This window comes from Aquabacterium sp. (genome assembly GCF_048860245.1).
Classification (GTDB): domain Bacteria; phylum Pseudomonadota; class Gammaproteobacteria; order Burkholderiales; family Burkholderiaceae_C; genus Aquabacterium.
Map to the genome: position 1 here is coordinate 1 of NZ_JBLIZW010000066.1, position 19,034 is coordinate 19,034.

Genomic DNA, 19,034 nt, shown 5'->3' on the forward strand with positions numbered 1-19,034 from the left:
ACACCCCAATTGCGCCACTACAAAGCATTCATGCAGTTGCCACTACAAAACTTCCGCAAAAATGTGCATAAGTCGTTGATTCACATGGAAGCGGCTTCACCAAAAACGCGAAATCGGCATTTTGGTGTCGAACTCGGGTGATCAGGTTATCGTTGCGCCGTTGATTGCCGTGATGGCGTTTGGCACCGCATCCTTGTTTGTGGCGGGTTTGCGGGCCTATTTCAGTGAGCCCGGGGTGACGCATGGCCGGTTTTTCTGGGGGCTCTTCGGCACAGGATTGACTGCAACCGCCGTGCTCACATGGTTGACGCATGGCTGGCCGTTTTCAGGGCCGGTCGTGGTGTCGGCGACTTGCTTTGTCGGATCGATCTGGATGGTCTGGACGTGGCGGCGCAAGGGGTATCGCATGCTGCTCATCCTGGCCGCGTTGTTTGATTTGCATCCTTTGCTGTTGGCCTGGACCTTGGCCAACGATGTCCCGCTCGAGCAGTTCCGCAGCAATGTGGTTGCGTTGTGCGTGGCCATCTTCGTGATGGCGACCGCCATGTTGCTTCAGCATCAGTCTCAGGGCTTGCAGCGGGAGTTGGCGTTGCGCAAGGATGCGGAAGATGAACTGCGAGAGTTGGCCGCCACCTTGGAGATCAAGGTTGAAGCCCGCACGCGCCAGTTGGAAGACTTGGTGCAGGGCCTGAAGTCATTTTCAGGCATGGTGTCCCACGATCTGCGCGGACCGCTCGGCAACGTGGTCACCGTTGGCGAATTGGCCAAGATGTCACTGGCCAAAGGCGATGTGACCAAGGTTGCCAGTTATCTGGCGCTGCTGATCAAAGAAGGGCATCGTGCGGTCGCAATGGTGACGGACTTGCTGATGTTGGCGCGCGCCGAGCAGGCGGCGGTCAAGAAGATGCCCGTGGACTTCCATGAGCTGACGCAGGACTGCGTTCAGTCCTTGTCTTTGTCCTATCCGGATGCCGCCTGCAAGATCGAGGTGTCGTCCCTGCCTGTGGCCACGGCAGATCCCGGTTTGATGAGCCATGTGCTGCACAACCTTCTGGGCAATGCGCTGAAGTTTGGGCAGGGCACGCAAGGGCTTCAGGTACGCGTGAAATCCAGCCTGGAAGGCGATTGCTGGCGCTTTGAGGTGCACGACAACGGGCCAGGATTCGATTCTGAGCAGGCAACCAAGTTGTTTCAGCCCTTCGAGCGATTGGACAGCAAAGTGGCAGGGACAGGCTTGGGCCTGTCTGTGGCCAAAAAGATCGTCGAGTGCCACGGTGGCCAGATCGGTGTGCGTTCTCAGCCCGGAGCCGGGGCCCTCTTCTGGTGGACCTTGCCTGTGGCGTGACGCCAGACGGCTGGGTGGCCGGGATCAGCTCAAGGTCGATTCATGCAGGCGCACGGTGCCACGGCCAGCTTCCTTGGCGCGGTACATGGCTTCGTCGGCGCGAGACAACAGGATGGCGTCAGGGCCGTCGTGGTACTGGAACACGGTCACACCGATGCTGGCGCTGCAATGGTGCGTGACGGTGATTTCCAGGCCATCCTCTTGCACGCTGGTCAGCACATAAGGCTCTGACAGTTGGTTGAGGATCTTGTGCGCCACGAACATGGCATCGTGCTGTGCTTCGACGGTGGACTCAGGCAGGTTGCTGAGCAGCACCACGAATTCATCACCGCCAACGCGTGCCACCGTATCCGCTTCACGGACGCTCTGCTTGAGTCGCATGGCCGCCTCCATCAGCAGCAGATCGCCCATGGCGTGACCGTGCTCGTCGTTGAGGGGCTTGAAGTTGTCAAGGTCGAGGTAAATGAGCGCGCTGTGATGCCCGCTGCGCTTTTGGTGCGCCAAGGCCAGACGGATGTGATCGCTGAGCAGCCTGCGGTTGGGGAGCTCGGTCAGGGTGTCGTGGTAAGCCATGCGCTCAATGCGGGCGGCAAGCGCTTTGCGATCGGTCACATCGGTGACAAAGGTCAGCGCGGCAGGCCGGCCATGCCAGATGAAGGGTCCACCACTGAACTCAAACCACCGCAGGCCTTTGTGTGCCGTGATCACTTGCGCTTCGTAGTGTTGGTCTGTCCTTTGTCCGGACTGATGCTGGCGCTGGTGATCCTGAACCAGTTTGCGATGATCGGTGCTCACCCATTCGACGAAATGGCGATGCTGTAGTTGCTGCGCGGAATGTCCCAGCAACTCGGTCATGGCCGGGTTGCTCAGCATCAGGATGCCATCTTGCGTGACGGCAATCCCTTCATTGGCGGACTGCAGGAGTTGGCGATATTGCTGCTCCCGATCACTCAAGCTGTGCTCAATGCGTTCCTGGGTCATCAAGGTCATGCCGACCGCCAGCAACAGGGGGATCTGCGTGGCGAGCAAGAACATGAAGCCGTGAAGGGGCAGGTGGTCCACCGAGTCGGCACTGTTCAGGTTGACGGCATGCATGCTCAGCAAGCGCATCACCATGATGGCGCACAGCACCATGACGGCGGCCAGCAGGATGTATTGCCCACGACCAGCGGTTTGATGACGCTGACGCCAGATGGCCTGCGCGGCCATGATGGACTGCGCACCGAGCACCACGCCCGATACCAGAATGCGGGGCGTCATCTGGTGCACGATGAAGGGCATCACAGCGGCCATCACGGCCACAGGTAGCCAGTTCCAGCGCGGGGTGGCGCGTCCTTGAAAGGTATAGATACCCTGGCAAAACGCAGCCAGGCTGGCAGACAGTGCGGTGTTGCCTGCCGCAATCGCCAAGACGGCGGGCAGATCGTCTCGCCCGATGAACAGCAGGTAACTCCAGGCGTGAAGCAGAAAACCAAACACCCACCAGACCATGTGCTTGCGGCCACGCACGCCTATCCAGGCCAACGCCAGCGTCAAGATGATGCTTGACAGGACGTTCACGGCAAACAGAGACGACAAATGAAAGGCCATGCGGGGCGGGTGCGATGAGGGCGAGATACGGGTGGAAGTAATCTAACCGAGTCACATGGGATGTGGGCGCCTTGGCGGGTACCAAATGCCAAGGGATTTCCTGAGGGCGGCCTCAGTGCAGACCGGTCTGATGCAGGACCGGAAAAGCACGGTTCAGCCCCGAGATGAGCATCTCGACGGCCATGGCCGACAGCAACAACCCCATGAAGCGCTCCAGCGCCACCAGACCGGGCTGGCCCAGTCGGCGTGACAGGCGGTCAGCGGACGCCAGGATGGCCCATGCCACGGCCATCGCCAAGGCAATGGCACCGGACCACAGCCAGGCACGATCGGGTTGGCGCGAGGCCAGCAGCACCACCGTGGCCAAGGCCGATGGCCCGGCAATCAAGGGGATGGCCAAGGGCACGAGGAATGGCTCGCCTTGACCTTCTTCGTCGCTGACGCTGACGCCCATGCTGGGGAAGGCCATGCCCAAAGCGATCAGAAACAGAATCACCCCGCCCGCAATTTCCAGCGATGCGTTGGTGAGGTGCATGGCCTTGAGCAACTGTTCGCCGCCCAACATGAACAGCAGCAGCATGACCGCTGCGATCAGGCATTCGCGTGTGATGACCCAGAGCCGACGTGGTTTGGGGACATTTTTCAGCAAGCTGATGACCACCGGCACGTTACCGAGCGGATCAATCACGATCAGCAAGACGATGAAGGCAGACAGAAAGTCGTGGTCCATGGCGATCTGAACAGGGTCAGGAAGAACGCGCCGGGGCTGCAGTCGGGGCGGAGGCAGGCCACTGAGACAACATGACGCCCAGAACGATCAGTGCGGCGCCCACCAAAGCTCGCCCGGCCAGCACCTCGTTGATGTACCACACAGCGGTCAGCGAAGCAAAGACGGGTTCCAGTCCGTATAGCAGGGCGGCTTCCACAGCGCGCACCCGTGCTTGCCCCCAGGCCTGCAGCCAGACGACAGCCGCGCTTGCAATGACGCCGAGGTAGATCAGCGGCCCGATGTGCGCCTCAGCCCGAGCAGGCAGGCTCGCCATGTCGGCGCCTTGCAGCAAGATGCCTGCGCTGCCAAAGCTCAGCATGATGAGCGTTTGTACGGCGGCCAGCCGCTCAGGACGGCAGGGGGCAACCGGTTGTTGTCGGGCGCAGTATTCGAACGTCAGGACGTAGATGGCGTAGACGAAGGCACTGGCCAGTGTGAGGGTGTCCCCCAGATTCCATGGGGCAGACTCATAGAACAGGCCGAACATGCCCGCCACGCTGAGGACGGCGCCGCCGATGACCGGCCAGCCGAGACGCTGACCCAGTAGCGCGGCCAGCAAGGGCACGATCACCACATTCAAGCCGGTGATGAAGGCGTTGCGGTTGCTGCTGGTCAGCCCCAATCCGCTCACCTGCAGGGCCGTGGCCATGAACATGACACTGCCCATGATGAGGCCCCAACGCCATTCTTGCGGGCGCAGACCTCGCAGGAACGGCCACAGCACGCAAAGCGCCACGGCGCAACGCAGGCTGATGATCTCCAGTGCCTGGAGGTCGCCGCTCATGGCCTTCATGGCGGGGAAAGTGGTTCCCCAAACCATGGTGACGAGCAGCAGGGCCCCCAGGCCCATGCGGTGGCGTGTGCCCGCAGACGCGAGTGACATGAACGACCTTCTTCCTACCAAACCGTCAAACGCGTGCGCGGGCTACCTTCATCAGTTGAAGGTATAGCGGGCCATCAGGTTGAAGCGCGACAGGTCGCCCTTCTCGCCGGCCAGGGTCTTGCGCTGACCCCAGATGTACTCGGCGCCCAGGTCCACGTTCTTCACGGGGTTGTAGATCACGCCGGTGTGCAACTGGTACATGCTCTTGTTGATGCCGTACTGGCCGGAATCCAGGCCATTGGCCACGGCAAAGCGGGTGTAGTCGTTGCTGTAGTTCTCTTGCCAGCCCAGCACGACGTTGCTGCGCAGCGTGTCGCTGGCCTTGTACTGGTAACCGGCGGTGATGCCGACAGCCCGTTCCATCAGGATGCGGTTGCTAGCTTCATCCACAAAGGCGCCTTCGATGTAGTTCAGGTAGCGGCCGATGCCTTGGCCGTAGGTGAAGCCCAGGCTGAGCGAGTCCTGGCTGTCACGCACTTTGATCAGGCTGGTGCCGGCGATGCCGTAGCCACGCTTGGCGGCGCGGAAAGCGGTGACGGACGAATCCGCATCACGGATGACCTTGACCTCTTGCGTCACGCCGCGCAGGCTGGCGGTGCCCCAGTCAAAGGCACGGTCCCAACGCAGGACCAAATCGGGGCTGCGCGAAAAACCTTCTTTGACGACGGAGCCACTGTTGTCATAGGCATAGCTCACCGGATTTTCCAGTGCCACCGTCAGGCCACCGATGTCCGGGGCGTTGTAGGTGTAGCGGATGACGGGTTGACGGATGAAGGTGTTGCCGATGGGGCCGTTGAAGTCCACCGTCTCAGGCGCGTTGTCGATGTCCATGAAGGTCGACCAGGTCTGACCCACGGTGAAACCGGCAAAGGTGCCGATGGCCTGACGCAGACGGAAGTTGTAGCCGTTCAGCGCTTGTTGGGTCAGGATGCTGTCCGACGACTTGCCAAAGGCCGAGTTGCCCAGGCGGGGATCGTTGTTGAAGTCGCCTTCGATCTTCACGCCCAGCACGCCAGCCGCCGTGGGGGTGGCCGACTCGATGCCCAGGCGCGAGGTGCGCGCGTGCACATAGGTCTGACCCTTGCGCTGGGTGCTGCCATTCAGGGGCACATAGGGCAGGAAGGTCGAGTAGTCGTTGTTGCTGTTGTCGCCCTTGGCGTCATGGATGGCGTTGACTTCGACATAGCCGTACAGCTTGATCGAGGTCTCGGAGCCCGGCAGGCGGAAGCTGCCCGGGATGTCGCCGGCCACGACAGCATCCTTTTGCTTCATTTCGACCTGTTCCACACGCTCGGCCAGCGCGGCCGTGCTCACGGCGGGCACTTCAGCAGGAGCCGGTGCGGCAACGGGGGCTGTGGCAACAGGGGCCGCTGCCGCCGGAGCTGGCTTGGCGCTTTGCTGTTTCAGGGCTTCCAGTTCAGCGCGCAAACGCTGCACTTCCTGACGCAGCAGCTTAAAGTCCTTGGCCGACTGAGCGTGGGCCGGAACGGTCAACACGGAAGAGGCCACCAGGGCCAGGGCGATAGGGTGGAGTTTCATGATGATGGGCAGGCAAAGGTGAGGGGGCTCAATGAGCGACTTGGCCAAGGAAGGCCCGGATGCGAGGGTTGTCTTGACGGTCGAAGAATTCCTCAGGCGTACGGTCCTGAAGGATTTCGCCTTGGTTGAGGAACAGCACGCGATCAGCCACTTCGCGGGCAAAACCCATTTCGTGTGTCACCACGATCATGGTCATGCCACTGGCAGCGAGCTGTTTCATCACGTCCAGCACTTCCTTGACCATTTCAGGGTCCAGTGCGGAAGTGGGTTCGTCAAACAGCATGACCTTGGGTTCCATGGCCAGGGCGCGGGCAATGGCCACGCGCTGCTGCTGTCCGCCCGACAGGGCAAACGGATGTTTGTGGGCGTGGGCTTCCATGCCAACCTTGCGCAACAAATCCAAAGCCAGGGACTCGGCTTGGGCGCGAGACAGGCCTCGCACCCGGCGGGGTGCCAGCGTGACGTTGTCCAGCACAGTCAGGTGCGGAAACAAATTGAACTGCTGGAACACCATGCCAACTTCGCGGCGCAGGGCGTGCAGGGTGCGGCTGTCGTCGCTGACTTCGATGCCGTCAACGCAAATGCGCCCGCTGTCATGCTTCTCCAGTCGGTTGAGCATGCGCAGCAAAGTGCTTTTGCCAGAACCCGAAGAGCCCAGGATCACGGTGACCTTGCCCGCTTCGAAATGCGTGCTGAGGTTGCGCAGGACGTGGTGCGCACCAAATGACTTTTCAACGTTGTCGACGGTGATGAATGCTGGGGTGCTCATGAGCGGCGGCCCTCCACGTCATAGCGGTGTTCCACGGCGTCGGAGATGCGGGTCAGCAGAGTGGTCATCACCAGATAGATGCTTGCCGTGGTCACCAGGGTGGGAATGGGTTCAAACGTGGCGGCCTGGATGCGATTGCCAACGTTCGTGAGTTCCACCACGCCAATGGCGTAGGCCAGCGACGAATCCTTCAGCAGCGACACAAAGTTGTTGACCAACGATGGCAGAGAAATCTTCATCGCCTGCGGGAAGATGATGTCCAGAAAGGTCTGCCATCCAGACAGCCCCAGTGAACGCGCGGCTTCGTGCTGGCCCTTGGGCACGGCCTGCAGGCCCGCGCGAATCGCTTCGGCGTTGTAGGCGCCGACATTGAGTGCCAGGGCAATGCAGGCCGACGTGAAGTCACTCAGGCGCAGCGACGGTGCCAGCACCGGCAAGGCGAAGTACACGAACAGCACCTGCACCAGCAGCGGCGTGCCACGGATGATCCAGATGAACAGGCCCGCCAGCCACCGCACGGGCGGCACGCGCGAGGTCTTGCCCAACGCTGCGAGCAAGCCGATGATGAGCCCTGCCACACCCGACACCAGGGTGAGTTCCATGGTGATCCAGGTGCCATCGGCGAAGTCTTGAGCGGCCGGACCAATGGGGTCGGGCGCCCAGGACAACGGAATGGCCAGCAACCACAGCGCAGCGAGCAGTACGCAGGAGGCCACCACGATGGTGGCGTTGCTGCGCGCAGCTCTGCTCCATTTGGTTGGCCAATGAGGCAGGGACAACATCATGAGTGACCTCGGTTCGATTTACTTGCAGCGAACGTCTTCGTTGAAGTACTTCTTCGACAAGGCTGCATAGCTGCCATCGGCCATCACTTCAGCCAAAGCTGTGTTGTAGGCAGCGGCCAGGCTCTGATTGCCCTTGGCCACGGCAGCGGCCACGCGCTCCACAAAAACCATGTCACCCGCCTTCATGCCGGCATTGGGGGCGAGGCTGATGGCTTGCTTGGCCACGAAGCGATCGGTCACCCAAGCGTCCACACGTTGATTGAGCAGCGCAGCGCGGGCATCGGTGTCCTTGGGGAAGTTCTTCACTTCCTTGATGCCAGGCAGCTTGCGCACGCTTTCAAGATAGCTGGTGCCGGTTTGAACCGACACCACCTTGCCAGCCAAGTCTGCACCCGAATGAATCGCCGGTGTTAGCGACACCACTTGGCCGCCCGAGCAGTAGTGCGGGTTGGTGAAGGTCACGGCCTTCGAACGTTCTTCATTGATGCCGTGCGACGCGATCACCAGATCCCATCGGTCTTGGCGCAGGCCGGCGAGCAAGGCGTCAAACCCCAGCGCTTTCCACTCAATGGTGACGCCCATCTTCTTGGCGACCAATTCCGCCAACTCCACTTCAAAGCCAGTCAGCTTGCTGCCTTGAAAGTAGTTGAACGGCATGAACTGCCCTTCGGTGGCAATGACGATCTTGCCGTCCTTCTTGATGTCCTCGAATGGGCGAGCCTGAATGCCCACAGCGGTGATCAAGGCTGCGGCAAACACCATGCCGCGTCGAATCCAAGTGCTGGACTGTGTCATTGTCGAATCCTAAGAAGGGGGATGGACCATGTCGAGCCAAGCTTTTGGGGCGAGTTGGCTCACTCAAAAGGGGCGCATTTTCGCAGAATATCCCCCATAGAGGGGCGTGGTGAGTCTGCAAAACCAAGGGAAAGCGTGGATGTTTGTGTTTTGTGACAATCGTTCAGTTCATTTTTGATGTCCGTTGAATGGAGTGGGTGATGAACCGTGATCAGTTGGTGGCGCAGCGCTACGGGCGAGAAGAGATGCCATCGGTGGCAATGTCTGCGGTGATCGAGCAGTTGCTGTCGCACCGAACCGTCAGACACCATTTGCCAGACCCGGTCCCGGACGATGCATTACGCGCCATCGTCACTGCGGCTCAGTCTGCGTCCACCTCGTCCAACTTGCAACCCTGGAGCGTGATCGCGGTGCGGTCACCCGATACCAAGGCTCGCCTGGCGGCATTGGCCGGTGATCAGGCGCACGTTGCGCAGGCCCCGCTGGTTCTGATCTGGCTGGCAGATCTGGCCAGACTAGAGGCTGTGGCGCAGTCCGTCGGGTTGACGCGAGACGGTCTGGACTATCTGGAGATGCTGCTCGTGGGTGTGATCGACGCCTCGCTGGCCGCCCAAAACGCCATGGCCGCAGCCGAATCGCTGGGTTTGTCAGGTTGTTTCATCGGCGGCATGCGCAATCAGGCTGCGCAGGTGGCCGACTTGCTGGGCTTGCCCCCCAAAGTGTTCGCGGTCTTCGGGATGACATTGGGGAAAGAGGATCCCGCGCATCCCGCCGACATCAAGCCGCGTTTGCCTCAAGCCGTGGTCTGGCACAACGAGCGATACGAGCCTGTGGCCGAGCAGTTGCGTGGTGTGGCGGCTTACAACCAGTCCATGGCCGATTTCTACGTCAGTCAAGGCATGAATGTGCGAGGCACCTGGGCGGTACATTCGTCCAAGCGCATTGCGACACCTGAAGCCCTGACCGGACGCGAGGCACTCGTGGAGGCCCTGCAAACACTGGGTTTCCCCCTCAAATAATTGAAAAAATCAGGGTTGATCGGGGTTTGCGGGCCACGTTTCGTGCAAAAACCAGTACCCATCGGGGTTTGCCGGGGGCACAATAGGCCTTGCCCGACGATTGCGGGTGCAACTCGAACTTCGACTTATGAACAAGACCGATCTGATCCAGCAACTGGCTGATAAGCATTCCCTGTCCAAGGCCGAGGCAGGCCGCATCCTCGACACCCTGCTGGACACCGTGGTGACCGCAGTCAAGAAGGGCGACGCCGTGACCATTCCCGGTTTCGGCTCGTTCAAGCAGCACGCCCGTGCCGCTCGCAATGGCGTGAACCCCAGCACTGGCGCCAAGATCAAGATTGCCGCTGCCAAGCTGCCCAAGTTCACACCTGGCGCCACGTTCAAGGCCGCTGTGGATCCCAAGGCTGCTGCTCGCAAGGCTGCCAAGGCTGCGCCTGCTGCCAAGCCTGTTGCCAAGAAGGCCGCTGCCAAGCCTGCCGCCAAGAAGGCTGCCAAGAAGAAGTGATCTTCCAAGCAAAGAGGCCCCGACGGGCCTCTTGCTGCATCACGCACATGACCGCAAGGCATGTGCGTTTTTGTTTCTGGCGCGGCTTTAACCACGCGCTTTGCGGCGCATGGCCATCTCGCGGCCCATGCCTTGCAGGTCCCACTCCGCAATGCGCACCTTGGCTTCCGGATAGATCAGCGACTCTTCCAGTGCCATGTGATCCTGGTAGAGCACCTGAAACACGGGGACAGCCAGCGCCAGTTGGTCGATGTTGAACCAGTTGTAACCTGCGGCGATGGACTCGAACTGCGGCGCCAATTCCAGCCAGTCCTCTTCAATCCAGCTGTGGTCCTGCTGCAGGCGCAGCGTGGCTTGCACCAAATCGTCGTTGCCGCTGTTGATCAGCGCAGGAAACACATGACGCTCCTCATCAATGTGATGCTGTCGCGCCGTGTTCATGAAGAACATGAAAATGTTCTTGGCCATGGTCTGTGCCTGACCATCCACGCCGTGATTTTGCAAATGGGCAACCAAGTCTGACATCTGCGCCAAAGCGGTCACCATCTGTTGATGGCAGGCATCCAGCACGTCAAAGGGCTCAATGGCGCGTCCGTGTGGCGTGGCGGACTGCGATTGAAGGTTCTGCATGAGGGCTGACATGTGGGCTCCTTCGCTCCGGCGGTGTCTGGGATTGGTGGAAATACCAACTCATTCTGAGCAGAAGGGCCGTTGTAACTTTGCGGCACATCAACTTTGTGCGGGAGTTTTGCGCGGTGCCCCTTGGCTAGGGCGTATCCTGAGCCAAAACGGATAGCAAGCTGTTTATCCTTGAATCTCTTACCGTTTTCAGGAGTGATCAATGTCTGTCATCAAAAAAGCGCTGGTGTCTGCATTTGCCGTGGTGTGCATGAGTTCGGTTTTTGCTGCCGATGCGCCTGCGCCGTCCACTGACAAGGCTGCAGCGGATGCTGCTGCCCCAGCTCCTCGCGCCGCGAAGCGTGCACGTGCGAACTGGTACAACACCCCCGGCTGGAAGCTGATGACGGCGCAAGAGCGTGCCGACTACCGCGCCAAGATGAAGGGCATGAAGACGCCCGAAGAATGCCAGGCCTTTGTGGATCAGCATCAGGCCGACATGGTGGAGCGCGCCAAGGCCAAGGGCTCGGAAATCATTCCTGAGCGCAATGACGCCTGCAACTGGCTGAAGAAGAAAAAGTGATGTGGCCGGGGTGAGTTCGCTCACCTCGCTGTACAGCAAAATGGGCCGCGTTGCGGCCCATTTGTTTTGGTGGCGCTGTCTGCAATCAGAGAAAGCGTTCCAGCAACTTCTTGGAATGCTTGTCCAGGGCGGCGGCATCTTTCACGCTGAAATACAGGCCCTGGCCACTGCTGATCAGCAGGCGGCCATTGCCCAGACGGCGGATGTCGTCTTCGCTCTTGAGCACAAACTGGGTGCGTCCCCGGTCGGTGTCCACCGTCCAGGTGGATGGGGTCGAGAAGGTGGACACCTTCTGGATAGCCAGCACAGTGGGAGAGAACTCGCGCACAGCCAGCTCATCGTCCAGCAACTGACGCACCGGCGCGGGCAGGGCGCTGAGTCGATCGATCCAGGCCAGTTCGTGGCCGTCCGGGCTGACCAGGGAGACACCGTCATCCGGCGCCGACATGGGGAAGGCGCGCACAGGGGTGATGCCCACGTGGGTGGCGCCCTCGGCATCGGTCAGAACCAGTTTGCCGAAGGCGTTGCGTGCCAGTTGAAAAGAGAGTGCAGTCATGGTGTGGGCCTCGCGTCAGTGGGCAGTTTCGGCGTCAATGAGCGCGTCTTGCTCGGCCTTGCGTTGTTGTGCCATGTACAAGCGCCAGTAGGCACCTTGGCGGGCCATCAGTTCGTCGTGTGGCCCCACTTCGACGATCTTGCCCTTGTCCATCACCACGAGGCGGTCGGCCTTGCGGAGGGTGGACAGGCGGTGCGCAATCGCGATGGTGGTGCGGCCTTGCACCAGGTTGTCCAGTGCCTTCTGGATTTCCTTTTCGGTCTCGGTGTCCACAGCCGAGGTGGCCTCGTCCATGATCAGGATGCGCGGGTCGATCAACAGCGCGCGTGCGATGCTGATGCGCTGACGCTCACCGCCCGACAGACCCTGGCCGCGTTCACCCACCAGTGAGTCGTAGCCTTGCGGCAGACGCAGGATGAACTCGTGTGCGTGCGCTGCGCGGGCGGCAGCCACGATTTCCTCGCGGGTGGCATCGGGCTTGCCGTAGGCAATGTTCTCGGCAATCGTGCCAAAGAACAGGAAGGGCTCTTGCAGCACCAGGCCGATGTTGCGGCGGTAGTCGGCCACGGCAATGCGGCGGATGTCGGTGCCGTCGATGCTGATGGCGCCATCGCTCACGTCGTGGAAGCGGCAGATCAGGTTGACCAGCGTGCTCTTGCCCGAGCCGGAGTGGCCCACCAGGCCAATCATTTCACCGGGCTGGATGTCCAGGCTCACACCACGGATCACCGAGCGGCTGCCATAGCGGAAACCAATGTTGTCCAGCGAGATGCCCCCTTTTACTAAGGGCATCTTCACAGGATTGACGGGATCCGGCACGTTCGACACATGGTCGAGGATGTCAAAAATGCGCTTGGCGCCCGCCGCGGCTTTTTGCGTCACCGACACGATGCGGCTCATCGAGTCCAGTCGGCCGTAGAAGCGGCCAATGTAGGCAATGAAGGCGGTCAGCACCCCCACGGTGATGCTGTGGTGCGCCACCAGCCAGATGCCAAAACCCCACACCACCAGCAGCCCGATCTCGGTCAGCAGCGACACCGTGGGTGAGAACAGCGACCAGGTCTTGTTGAGCTTGTCGTTGACCTGCAGGTTGTACTGGTTGGCCGCGCGGAAACGATCTGCCTCGCGCTTTTCCTGCGCAAAGGCCTTCACCACGCGGATGCCGGGGATGGTGTCGGCCAGCACGTTGGTGACTTCACTCCACACACGGTCAATCTTTTCAAAGCCGGTGCGCAGACGGTCGCGCACGACATGGATCAGCCACGCGATGAAGGGCAGGGGCACCAGCGTGACCAAAGCCAGCCATGGGTTGATCGACACCAGGATGGCCGCCGTCATCGCGATCATCAGCACGTCGGTGGCGAAATCCAGGGCATGCAACGACAGGAACACGTTGATGCGGTCGGTTTCGGAGCCCACGCGGTTCATCAAATCGCCCGTGCGCTTGCTGCCGTAGTAGTCCAGTGACAGACGCAGCAGGTGCTCGAAGGTGGTGGTGCGCAGGTCGGCGCCAATGCGCTCGGACACCAAGGCCAGCAAGTAGGTGCGGGCCCAACCCAGGCTCCAGGCAAACAGCGCCGAGGCCAGCAGGCCTCCCAGCAACCAAGCCACCTTGGTGGTGTCGATGGCCTGACCGTTCTGGAAGGGGATCAGCACCTCGTCCATCAGCGGCATGGTCAGGTAGGGCGGGACCAGTGTGGCGGCGGTGGCCGCCAGCGTCAGCAGGAAGCCGGCCAGCAGCTTGCCCTGATAAGGCTTGGCAAACCGCCACAGGCGCAGCAGCACCCAGGTTGACGGCGGCGTTTGCAATTCACGCGAACAAACCGGACACTCGTCACTGTCGGGCGGAAGTTGGGCTTTGCATGTGGGACACTGAGCGCTGTCGTCTTCTGGCTGAAGTTCGCCGGTACGCAGTGCTTGGATGTGCCGGTCGAATTGTTCGGCCAGGCGCAGCACCTGCATCTGGGTATCGAGGGTGAAATGCCAGAGCGCCAGGCGGGTGTCAGCCGAGTGGAGTTCCAGTGTGCCGACGCCTGCATGGTCGTGGTGATGCAGGCTGAGCACCGTGCTCAAGGGCCAGCTTTGCCAGTCGGTTTGGCCGGAAGCCCGGCTCAAAAGGCGCTGATCGGTCAGTACCAACTGGCTGGCAGCAAAACGCAATTGGTGGTCGAGGTCAACCGAGAGGCTGACCAAAACGTTTTCTCCACATGCCAGCGGCAAATCGGCGCTGGCTTTGTCTTGAACGACCAGGTGCCCTGGGGCATCAGCGGGATGGTGATGGTGCATGGTGTTGTCTGGATCCACGGGAGCAAAGAATCAATCGCTCTCTGCGCGGACAACGTCATTTTGACCGATGAAGGGGCGACAATGTCACTCTTTCAACCTCCCAGTTGGTCCGGCATCATCGTCAGGACGCAGTAATCCACGCTGGACATGAGCAAGAAGAACGACATCAAGCTGTTGCGCATCAACTACCTGCGCGGACCCAATATCTGGACTTACCGCCAGGTGTTGGAGGTCTGGCTGGACCTCGGAGAGCTCGAAGACTTTCCGTCCAACCTGCTGCCCGGGTTCAACGAACGCCTCACGGCCCTGCTGCCCGCGCTCGAAGAGCACCACTGCGGCGTGGGCGAGCGCGGTGGCTTCATCCAGCGTTTGCAAGAAGGCACCTGGGCCGGGCACATCCTGGAGCACGTGGTCATTGAGTTGCTGAACCTGGCGGGCATGCCCACCGGCTTTGGTCAAACGCGTAGCACCTCGCAGCGTGGCGTCTATCGCATGGTGTTCCGTGCGCGTGACGAACAAGTGGCGCGCAGTGCCCTCAAGGAAGGCCATGCCTTGCTGATGGCTGCCATCAATGACGAATCGTTTGATGTGGCCGCCGCCGTGGAGCGCGTGCGTGAACAGATCGACGACTGCTACCTTGGCCCCAGCACCGCGGCCATCGTGGGCGCGGCCACTGACCGTGGCATCCCGCACATTCGCCTCAACGACGGCAACCTGGTTCAACTGGGTTACGGCAAGGCGCAACGTCGCATCTGGACGGCTGAAACCGACAAGACCAGCGCCATTGCCGAAGGCATCGCGGGTGACAAGGACCTGACCAAGACCCTGCTCAAGGCCTGTGGCGTACCCGTGCCCGAGGGCGAAGTGGTGAACAGCCCGGCTGCGGCCTGGGAAGCTGCGCAAGACATTGGCCTGCCGGTGGTGGTCAAGCCGCTGGACGGCAACCACGGCCGTGGTGTGTCGCTGGAACTGATGACGCAGGCCGATGTCGAGGCTGCTTATGCGATCGCCGATGCCGAGGGCAGCGATGTGATCGTCGAGCGCTACATCCGTGGCGACGAGCACCGCGTGCTGGTCGTGGGCGGCAAGGTGGTGGCGGCGGCGCGTGGCGAAAGCCTGTGGATTCACGGCAACGGCCGTGACACCGTGCGCCAGTTGATCGACAAGCAACTCAACAGCGACCCTCGTCGCGGCGAGGCCGAAGAGTTCCCGCTCGAAACCATCATTCTGGAGCGCGAGCCGGCCATGCGCCTGCTGCTCGAGCGTCAGGGCTTGCACGGCGAAGCCATCCCCAAAGATGGTCAGAAGGTGCTGGTGCAGCGCAACGGCAATGTGGCCATCGACTGCACCGATGATGTGCACCCCGATGTGGCGCATGCGGCTTCCCTGGCGGCACGCGTGGTTGGGCTGGACATCGCCGGCATCGACCTCGTGGTCGAAGACATCTCCAAGCCGCTGGCCGCCCAAGGTGGCGCGGTGGTGGAAGTCAACGCGGGTCCAGGTCTGCTGATGCACCTGAAGCCGGCGGAAGGCCTGCCTCGCCCTGTGGGCAAGGCGATCGTCGATAACCTGTTTGACGAAGACGAAACCGGCCGCGTGCCCATCATTGGCGTGGCGGGCTCGGATGGCGTGACGCAAGTCAGCCGCCTCATCGCCTGGTTCCTGCACCTGAGCGGACGCCACGTGGGCCTGACCTGTGCTGATGGCTTGTTCCTCGGTTCGCGTCGTGTCGAGCAGGGCAACCGCGCCAACTTCGCTGCGGGGCAACGCCTGCTCATGAACCGCGAAGTCAACGCGGTGGTCATGGAAAACGGCCCCGTTAGCATCCTCAATGACGGCTTGGCCTACGACCGCTGCACGGTGGGCGTGGTCACGGATCTGCATGGCGCCGAAGCCCCGGTGGCTCCGGCCTTGGCTCACCACGACATCCATGCCAGCGAGCAGATGTTCAAGGTGCTGCGCACGCAGGTGGATGTGGTCCTGTCCGACGGCGTGGCGGTGCTGAATGCCGGCGACGAACGCTTGGTGGAAATGGCCGACCTGTGCGACGGCGACGTCATCTTCTACGACACCCACCACGACAACCCTGCCATGGTCGCGCACCGCGCCCAGGGCGGACGGACCGTGTCGGTCGAGGGGCACCATGTTTTGCTGACGCACAACGGCCAGATGTCGGTGCGCTGTGCCGATCTGAACAGTGCCGCGGCTCGCCGCATGACCGGTGGTCTGTCCGAGCAGCCGTTGCCCGGCGCCAGCATCCAGGCCTTGTTGGCCGCGGTGGCGGCGGCGTGGGCCATGGGCATCTCCCCCGAACTGATCGCTGCCGGATTGGAAACCTACGATCCGACGGGCAAGGCGGTGCGTTAAGACCGTCACCAACCTGAATCCATCCATTCGACGCGAACACCAAGAGACAAGCAGATGGACGTTTCTCGCATCCGGGCCCTGCGTGGCCCCAATCTCTGGAGCCGTCATACGGCCATTGAGGCCGTCGTGGCCTGTGAGCCTGATGAGTGCACCCTGGACAAGCTGCCCGGTTTCGAAGACCGTTTGCGCAAGCTGTTCCCCACCTTGGGTCCGCTGCGTCCGGATGGTCGCCCCGGACACATCTCCCTGGCGCACGTGCTCGAAACCGCTGCCCTGGCGCTGCAGGCGCAGGCGGGTTGCCCGGTGACGTTCAGCCGTACGGCGCAAACGCTGGAGCAAGGCGTTTACCAGGTCATTGTCGAGTATTCCGAAGAGGCCGTGGGCAAGCTCGCGTTTGGGCATGCTCAAACGCTGGTGGCCGCCGCACTGCAGGACAACGGCAGCTTTGACTTGCCCGCCGTGCTGGCCGAATTGCAAGAGCTGGACGAAGACGTTCGCTTGGGCCCCAGTACTGGTGCCATCGTGTCGGCTGCTGCTGCGCGTGGCATTCCCTGGCGTCGCCTGACTCAGGGCAGCCTGGTGCAGTTTGGGTGGGGCAGCAAGCAGCGCCGCATCTGGGCGGCCGAGGTGGACAACACCAGCGCCGTGGCCGAGTCGATTGCGCAAGACAAGGACCTGACCAAGCGTCTGCTGGCGGCCGCTGGCGTGCCGGTGCCCATTGGTCGCCCCGTTTCGGACCCGGATGACGCTTGGGTCGTGGCCCAGGAAATTGGTCTGCCCGTGGTGTGCAAGCCGCAAGACGGCAACCAAGGCAAGGGCGTGACCGTCAACATCCAGAGCCGCGAGCATTTGGAAATTGCCTACAAGGCCGCCGCCGACATTGGGCAGGTCATGGTCGAAAAATACCTGCCTGGCAATGACTTCCGCCTGCTGGTGGTGGGTGACAAGCTGGTCGCCGCTGCGCGCCGCGATCCCCCTCATGTGATTGGGGATGGCGTGCACACCGTGCGCGAACTGGTCGATCAGGTCAATGCCGATCCTCGTCGTGGCACAGGGCATGCCACCTCGCTGACCAAAATCCGTTTCGACGACATTGCCATTGCGCGCCTCGACATTCAGGGTTTGAAACCCGATTCGGTGCCCACGCAAGGTCAACGCGTCATCCTGCGCAACAACGCCAACCTGTCGACCGGTGGCACCGCCACCGATGTGACCGACGACGTCCACCCCGAAGTGGCGGCCCGTGCAGTGGCTGCAGCGCAGACCATCGGTCTGGAAATCTGTGGTGTGGACGTGCTGGCCGAAAGCGTGCACCGTCCGCTGGAAGAGCAAAGCGGTGGCATCGTGGAAGTCAACGCCGCACCGGGCCTGCGCATGCACCTGTCGCCGTCGTACGGCAAGGGGCGCCATGTGGGTGAAGCCATGGTGGCCAACCTCTACAAACCCGGCGAGGATGGCCGCATCCCCGTCGTGGCCGTGACCGGGACCAACGGCAAGACCACCACCGCCCGTCTGACCGCCCATCTGCTGGCCACCAGTGGCCTGCGCGTCGGCATGACCAACACCGATGGGGTGTACGTCAATGGCCGTCAGATCGACAGCGGCGACTGCTCCGGTCCGAAGAGCGCTCGCAACGTGCTGCTCAACCCCGATGTGGACGCGGCCGTGTTTGAAACCGCGCGTGGCGGCATCCTGCGTGAAGGCTTGGGCTTTGACCGGTGCCAGACCGCTGTGGTGACCAACATCGGTGCGGGTGACCACCTGGGCCTGAACTACATCACGACGGTGGAAGACTTGGCCGTGCTCAAGCGCGTGATCGTGATGAACGTGGCCGAGAACGGTTATGCCGTCCTGAACGCTGCTGACCCGATCGTGACCGCCATGGCGCCCAAGTGTCCCGGCGGCGTCATTTACTTTGCGCTGGATCCGCACAACCCGGTGCTCACGGCCCATCGTGCGCAAGGCAAGCGCACCATCTCGGTGGACGGCGACGCCATCGTGGTGTGCGAAGGCAGCTGGCGTGAAACGCTGGCACTGCGTGACATCCCCATCACCCGTGGCGGTGCCATTGGCTTCCAGATCGAGAACGTGATGGCCTCGGTGGGCGCGGCCTGGAGTTCTGGCTTGGATTGGGACACGATCCGTCGTGGCTTGGCCAGTTTCGTGGCCGACACCGACAACGCCCCCGGTCGCTTCAACGTGATGGACTTCAAGGGCGCCACCATCATTGCCGACTACGGTCACAACCCGGACGCCATGCGCGCGCTGGTGTCTGCCGTGAACGCCTTGCCCGCCAAGCGTCGTTCGGTGGTGATCAGCGGTGCAGGTGACCGTCGTGACGAAGACATCCGCGAGCAAACAGCGATTCTGGGCGAGGCCTTTGATGACCTGATCCTGTTCCAGGATGCCTGTCAGCGTGGCCGTGAAGACGGCGAAGTGCTGGCGCTGCTGCGCGAAGGTCTGAACAAGGCCCAGCGCGCACAACGGGTCGATGAGATCCGTGGCGAGTTCCTGGCCATTGACACGGCCCTGGATCGCCTGCAGCCGGGCGACCTCTGCCTGGTGCTGGTGGATCAGGTGGAAGAGGCGTTGGCCCATTTGGCCCGCCGCTGCAGCGAAGGCTGA

General features: G+C 61.8%; 16 protein-coding genes. 6 read left to right on the forward strand and 10 right to left on the reverse strand.

The annotated features are described in order from the left end of the window. Positions 1-124: 124 nt before the first annotated feature. Positions 125-1,345, forward strand: coding sequence for a sensor histidine kinase (locus ACMV18_RS07140; protein ID WP_420817270.1), 1,221 nt, complete (start codon positions 125-127; stop codon positions 1,343-1,345). A gap of 24 nt (positions 1,346-1,369) precedes the next feature. On the opposite strand, the gene ACMV18_RS07145 is transcribed toward ACMV18_RS07140, so the two are convergent. The 7 genes from ACMV18_RS07145 to ACMV18_RS07175 form a co-directional block, all read right to left on the reverse strand. Beyond that, positions 1,370-2,905 carry a diguanylate cyclase domain-containing protein gene (locus tag ACMV18_RS07145; protein ID WP_420817271.1) on the reverse strand — a complete coding sequence of 512 codons (1,536 nt, stop codon included), beginning with the start codon at positions 2,903-2,905 and terminating at the stop codon, positions 1,370-1,372. Positions 2,906-3,047: 142 nt separating this feature from the next. Continuing rightward, on the reverse strand, positions 3,048-3,665 hold the full coding sequence (locus ACMV18_RS07150) for a MarC family protein (protein ID WP_420817272.1): 618 nt from the start codon (positions 3,663-3,665) through the stop codon (positions 3,048-3,050). Positions 3,666-3,681: 16 nt separating this feature from the next. Next, positions 3,682-4,587 (reverse strand): DMT family transporter, encoded by a 906-nt coding sequence (locus ACMV18_RS07155; RefSeq protein WP_420817273.1) that lies wholly within the window; start codon positions 4,585-4,587, stop codon positions 3,682-3,684. Positions 4,588-4,638: 51 nt separating this feature from the next. Beyond that, positions 4,639-6,126 carry a DcaP family trimeric outer membrane transporter gene (locus ACMV18_RS07160; RefSeq protein ID WP_420817274.1) on the reverse strand — a complete coding sequence of 496 codons (1,488 nt, stop codon included), beginning with the start codon at positions 6,124-6,126 and terminating at the stop codon, positions 4,639-4,641. 28 nt (positions 6,127-6,154) lie between these two features. Beyond that, the gene (locus ACMV18_RS07165) at positions 6,155-6,895 is read right to left on the reverse strand and encodes an amino acid ABC transporter ATP-binding protein (RefSeq protein WP_420817275.1); all 741 of its coding nucleotides are present in this window, start codon (positions 6,893-6,895) and stop codon (positions 6,155-6,157) included. Further along, entirely contained in the window at positions 6,892-7,680 is a 789-nt protein-coding gene (locus ACMV18_RS07170; protein ID WP_374258827.1) for an amino acid ABC transporter permease, read from the reverse strand. The genes ACMV18_RS07165 and ACMV18_RS07170 overlap by 4 nt, the downstream gene beginning before the upstream one ends. A gap of 18 nt (positions 7,681-7,698) precedes the next feature. Continuing rightward, positions 7,699-8,475, reverse strand: coding sequence for an ABC transporter substrate-binding protein (locus ACMV18_RS07175; protein ID WP_374258826.1), 777 nt, complete (start codon positions 8,473-8,475; stop codon positions 7,699-7,701). 200 nt (positions 8,476-8,675) lie between these two features. Between ACMV18_RS07175 and ACMV18_RS07180 the strand changes: the two genes are divergently transcribed. After that, on the forward strand, positions 8,676-9,494 hold the full coding sequence (locus tag ACMV18_RS07180; RefSeq protein WP_420817276.1) for an NADPH-dependent oxidoreductase: 819 nt from the start codon (positions 8,676-8,678) through the stop codon (positions 9,492-9,494). A 127-nt stretch (positions 9,495-9,621) separates the two neighbouring features. Then, positions 9,622-9,999, forward strand: a complete 378-nt coding sequence (locus ACMV18_RS07185; RefSeq protein ID WP_420817277.1) for an HU family DNA-binding protein — start codon at positions 9,622-9,624, stop codon at positions 9,997-9,999. An 87-nt stretch (positions 10,000-10,086) separates the two neighbouring features. On the opposite strand, the gene ACMV18_RS07190 is transcribed toward ACMV18_RS07185, so the two are convergent. Continuing rightward, complete coding sequence (locus ACMV18_RS07190) at positions 10,087-10,641, reverse strand: hemerythrin domain-containing protein (RefSeq protein WP_420817278.1); 555 nt, start codon at positions 10,639-10,641, stop codon at positions 10,087-10,089. A 199-nt stretch (positions 10,642-10,840) separates the two neighbouring features. Here ACMV18_RS07190 and ACMV18_RS07195 point away from each other — a divergent pair, with 199 nt between their 5' ends. Continuing rightward, the gene (locus ACMV18_RS07195; RefSeq protein ID WP_420817279.1) at positions 10,841-11,200 is read left to right on the forward strand and encodes a hypothetical protein; all 360 of its coding nucleotides are present in this window, start codon (positions 10,841-10,843) and stop codon (positions 11,198-11,200) included. Positions 11,201-11,285: 85 nt separating this feature from the next. Here the strand turns inward: ACMV18_RS07195 and ACMV18_RS07200 are convergent, their stop codons facing one another. Together ACMV18_RS07200 and ACMV18_RS07205 are read right to left on the reverse strand one after the other, a co-directional pair. Then, positions 11,286-11,756: a DUF1854 domain-containing protein gene (locus ACMV18_RS07200; RefSeq protein ID WP_420817280.1), complete on the reverse strand. Its 471-nt coding sequence runs from the start codon at positions 11,754-11,756 to the stop codon at positions 11,286-11,288. Between the two features lie 15 nt (positions 11,757-11,771). Continuing rightward, positions 11,772-14,042 (reverse strand): ABC transporter ATP-binding protein, encoded by a 2,271-nt coding sequence (locus ACMV18_RS07205; protein ID WP_420817281.1) that lies wholly within the window; start codon positions 14,040-14,042, stop codon positions 11,772-11,774. A 147-nt stretch (positions 14,043-14,189) separates the two neighbouring features. Between ACMV18_RS07205 and cphA (ACMV18_RS07210) the strand changes: the two genes are divergently transcribed. Both cphA (ACMV18_RS07210) and cphA (ACMV18_RS07215) read left to right on the forward strand, forming a co-directional pair. Then, positions 14,190-16,409 (forward strand): cyanophycin synthetase, encoded by a 2,220-nt coding sequence (gene cphA / locus ACMV18_RS07210; RefSeq protein WP_420817282.1) that lies wholly within the window; start codon positions 14,190-14,192, stop codon positions 16,407-16,409. Positions 16,410-16,463: 54 nt separating this feature from the next. Further along, on the forward strand, positions 16,464-19,034 hold the full coding sequence (cphA, locus tag ACMV18_RS07215) for a cyanophycin synthetase (RefSeq protein WP_420817283.1): 2,571 nt from the start codon (positions 16,464-16,466) through the stop codon (positions 19,032-19,034).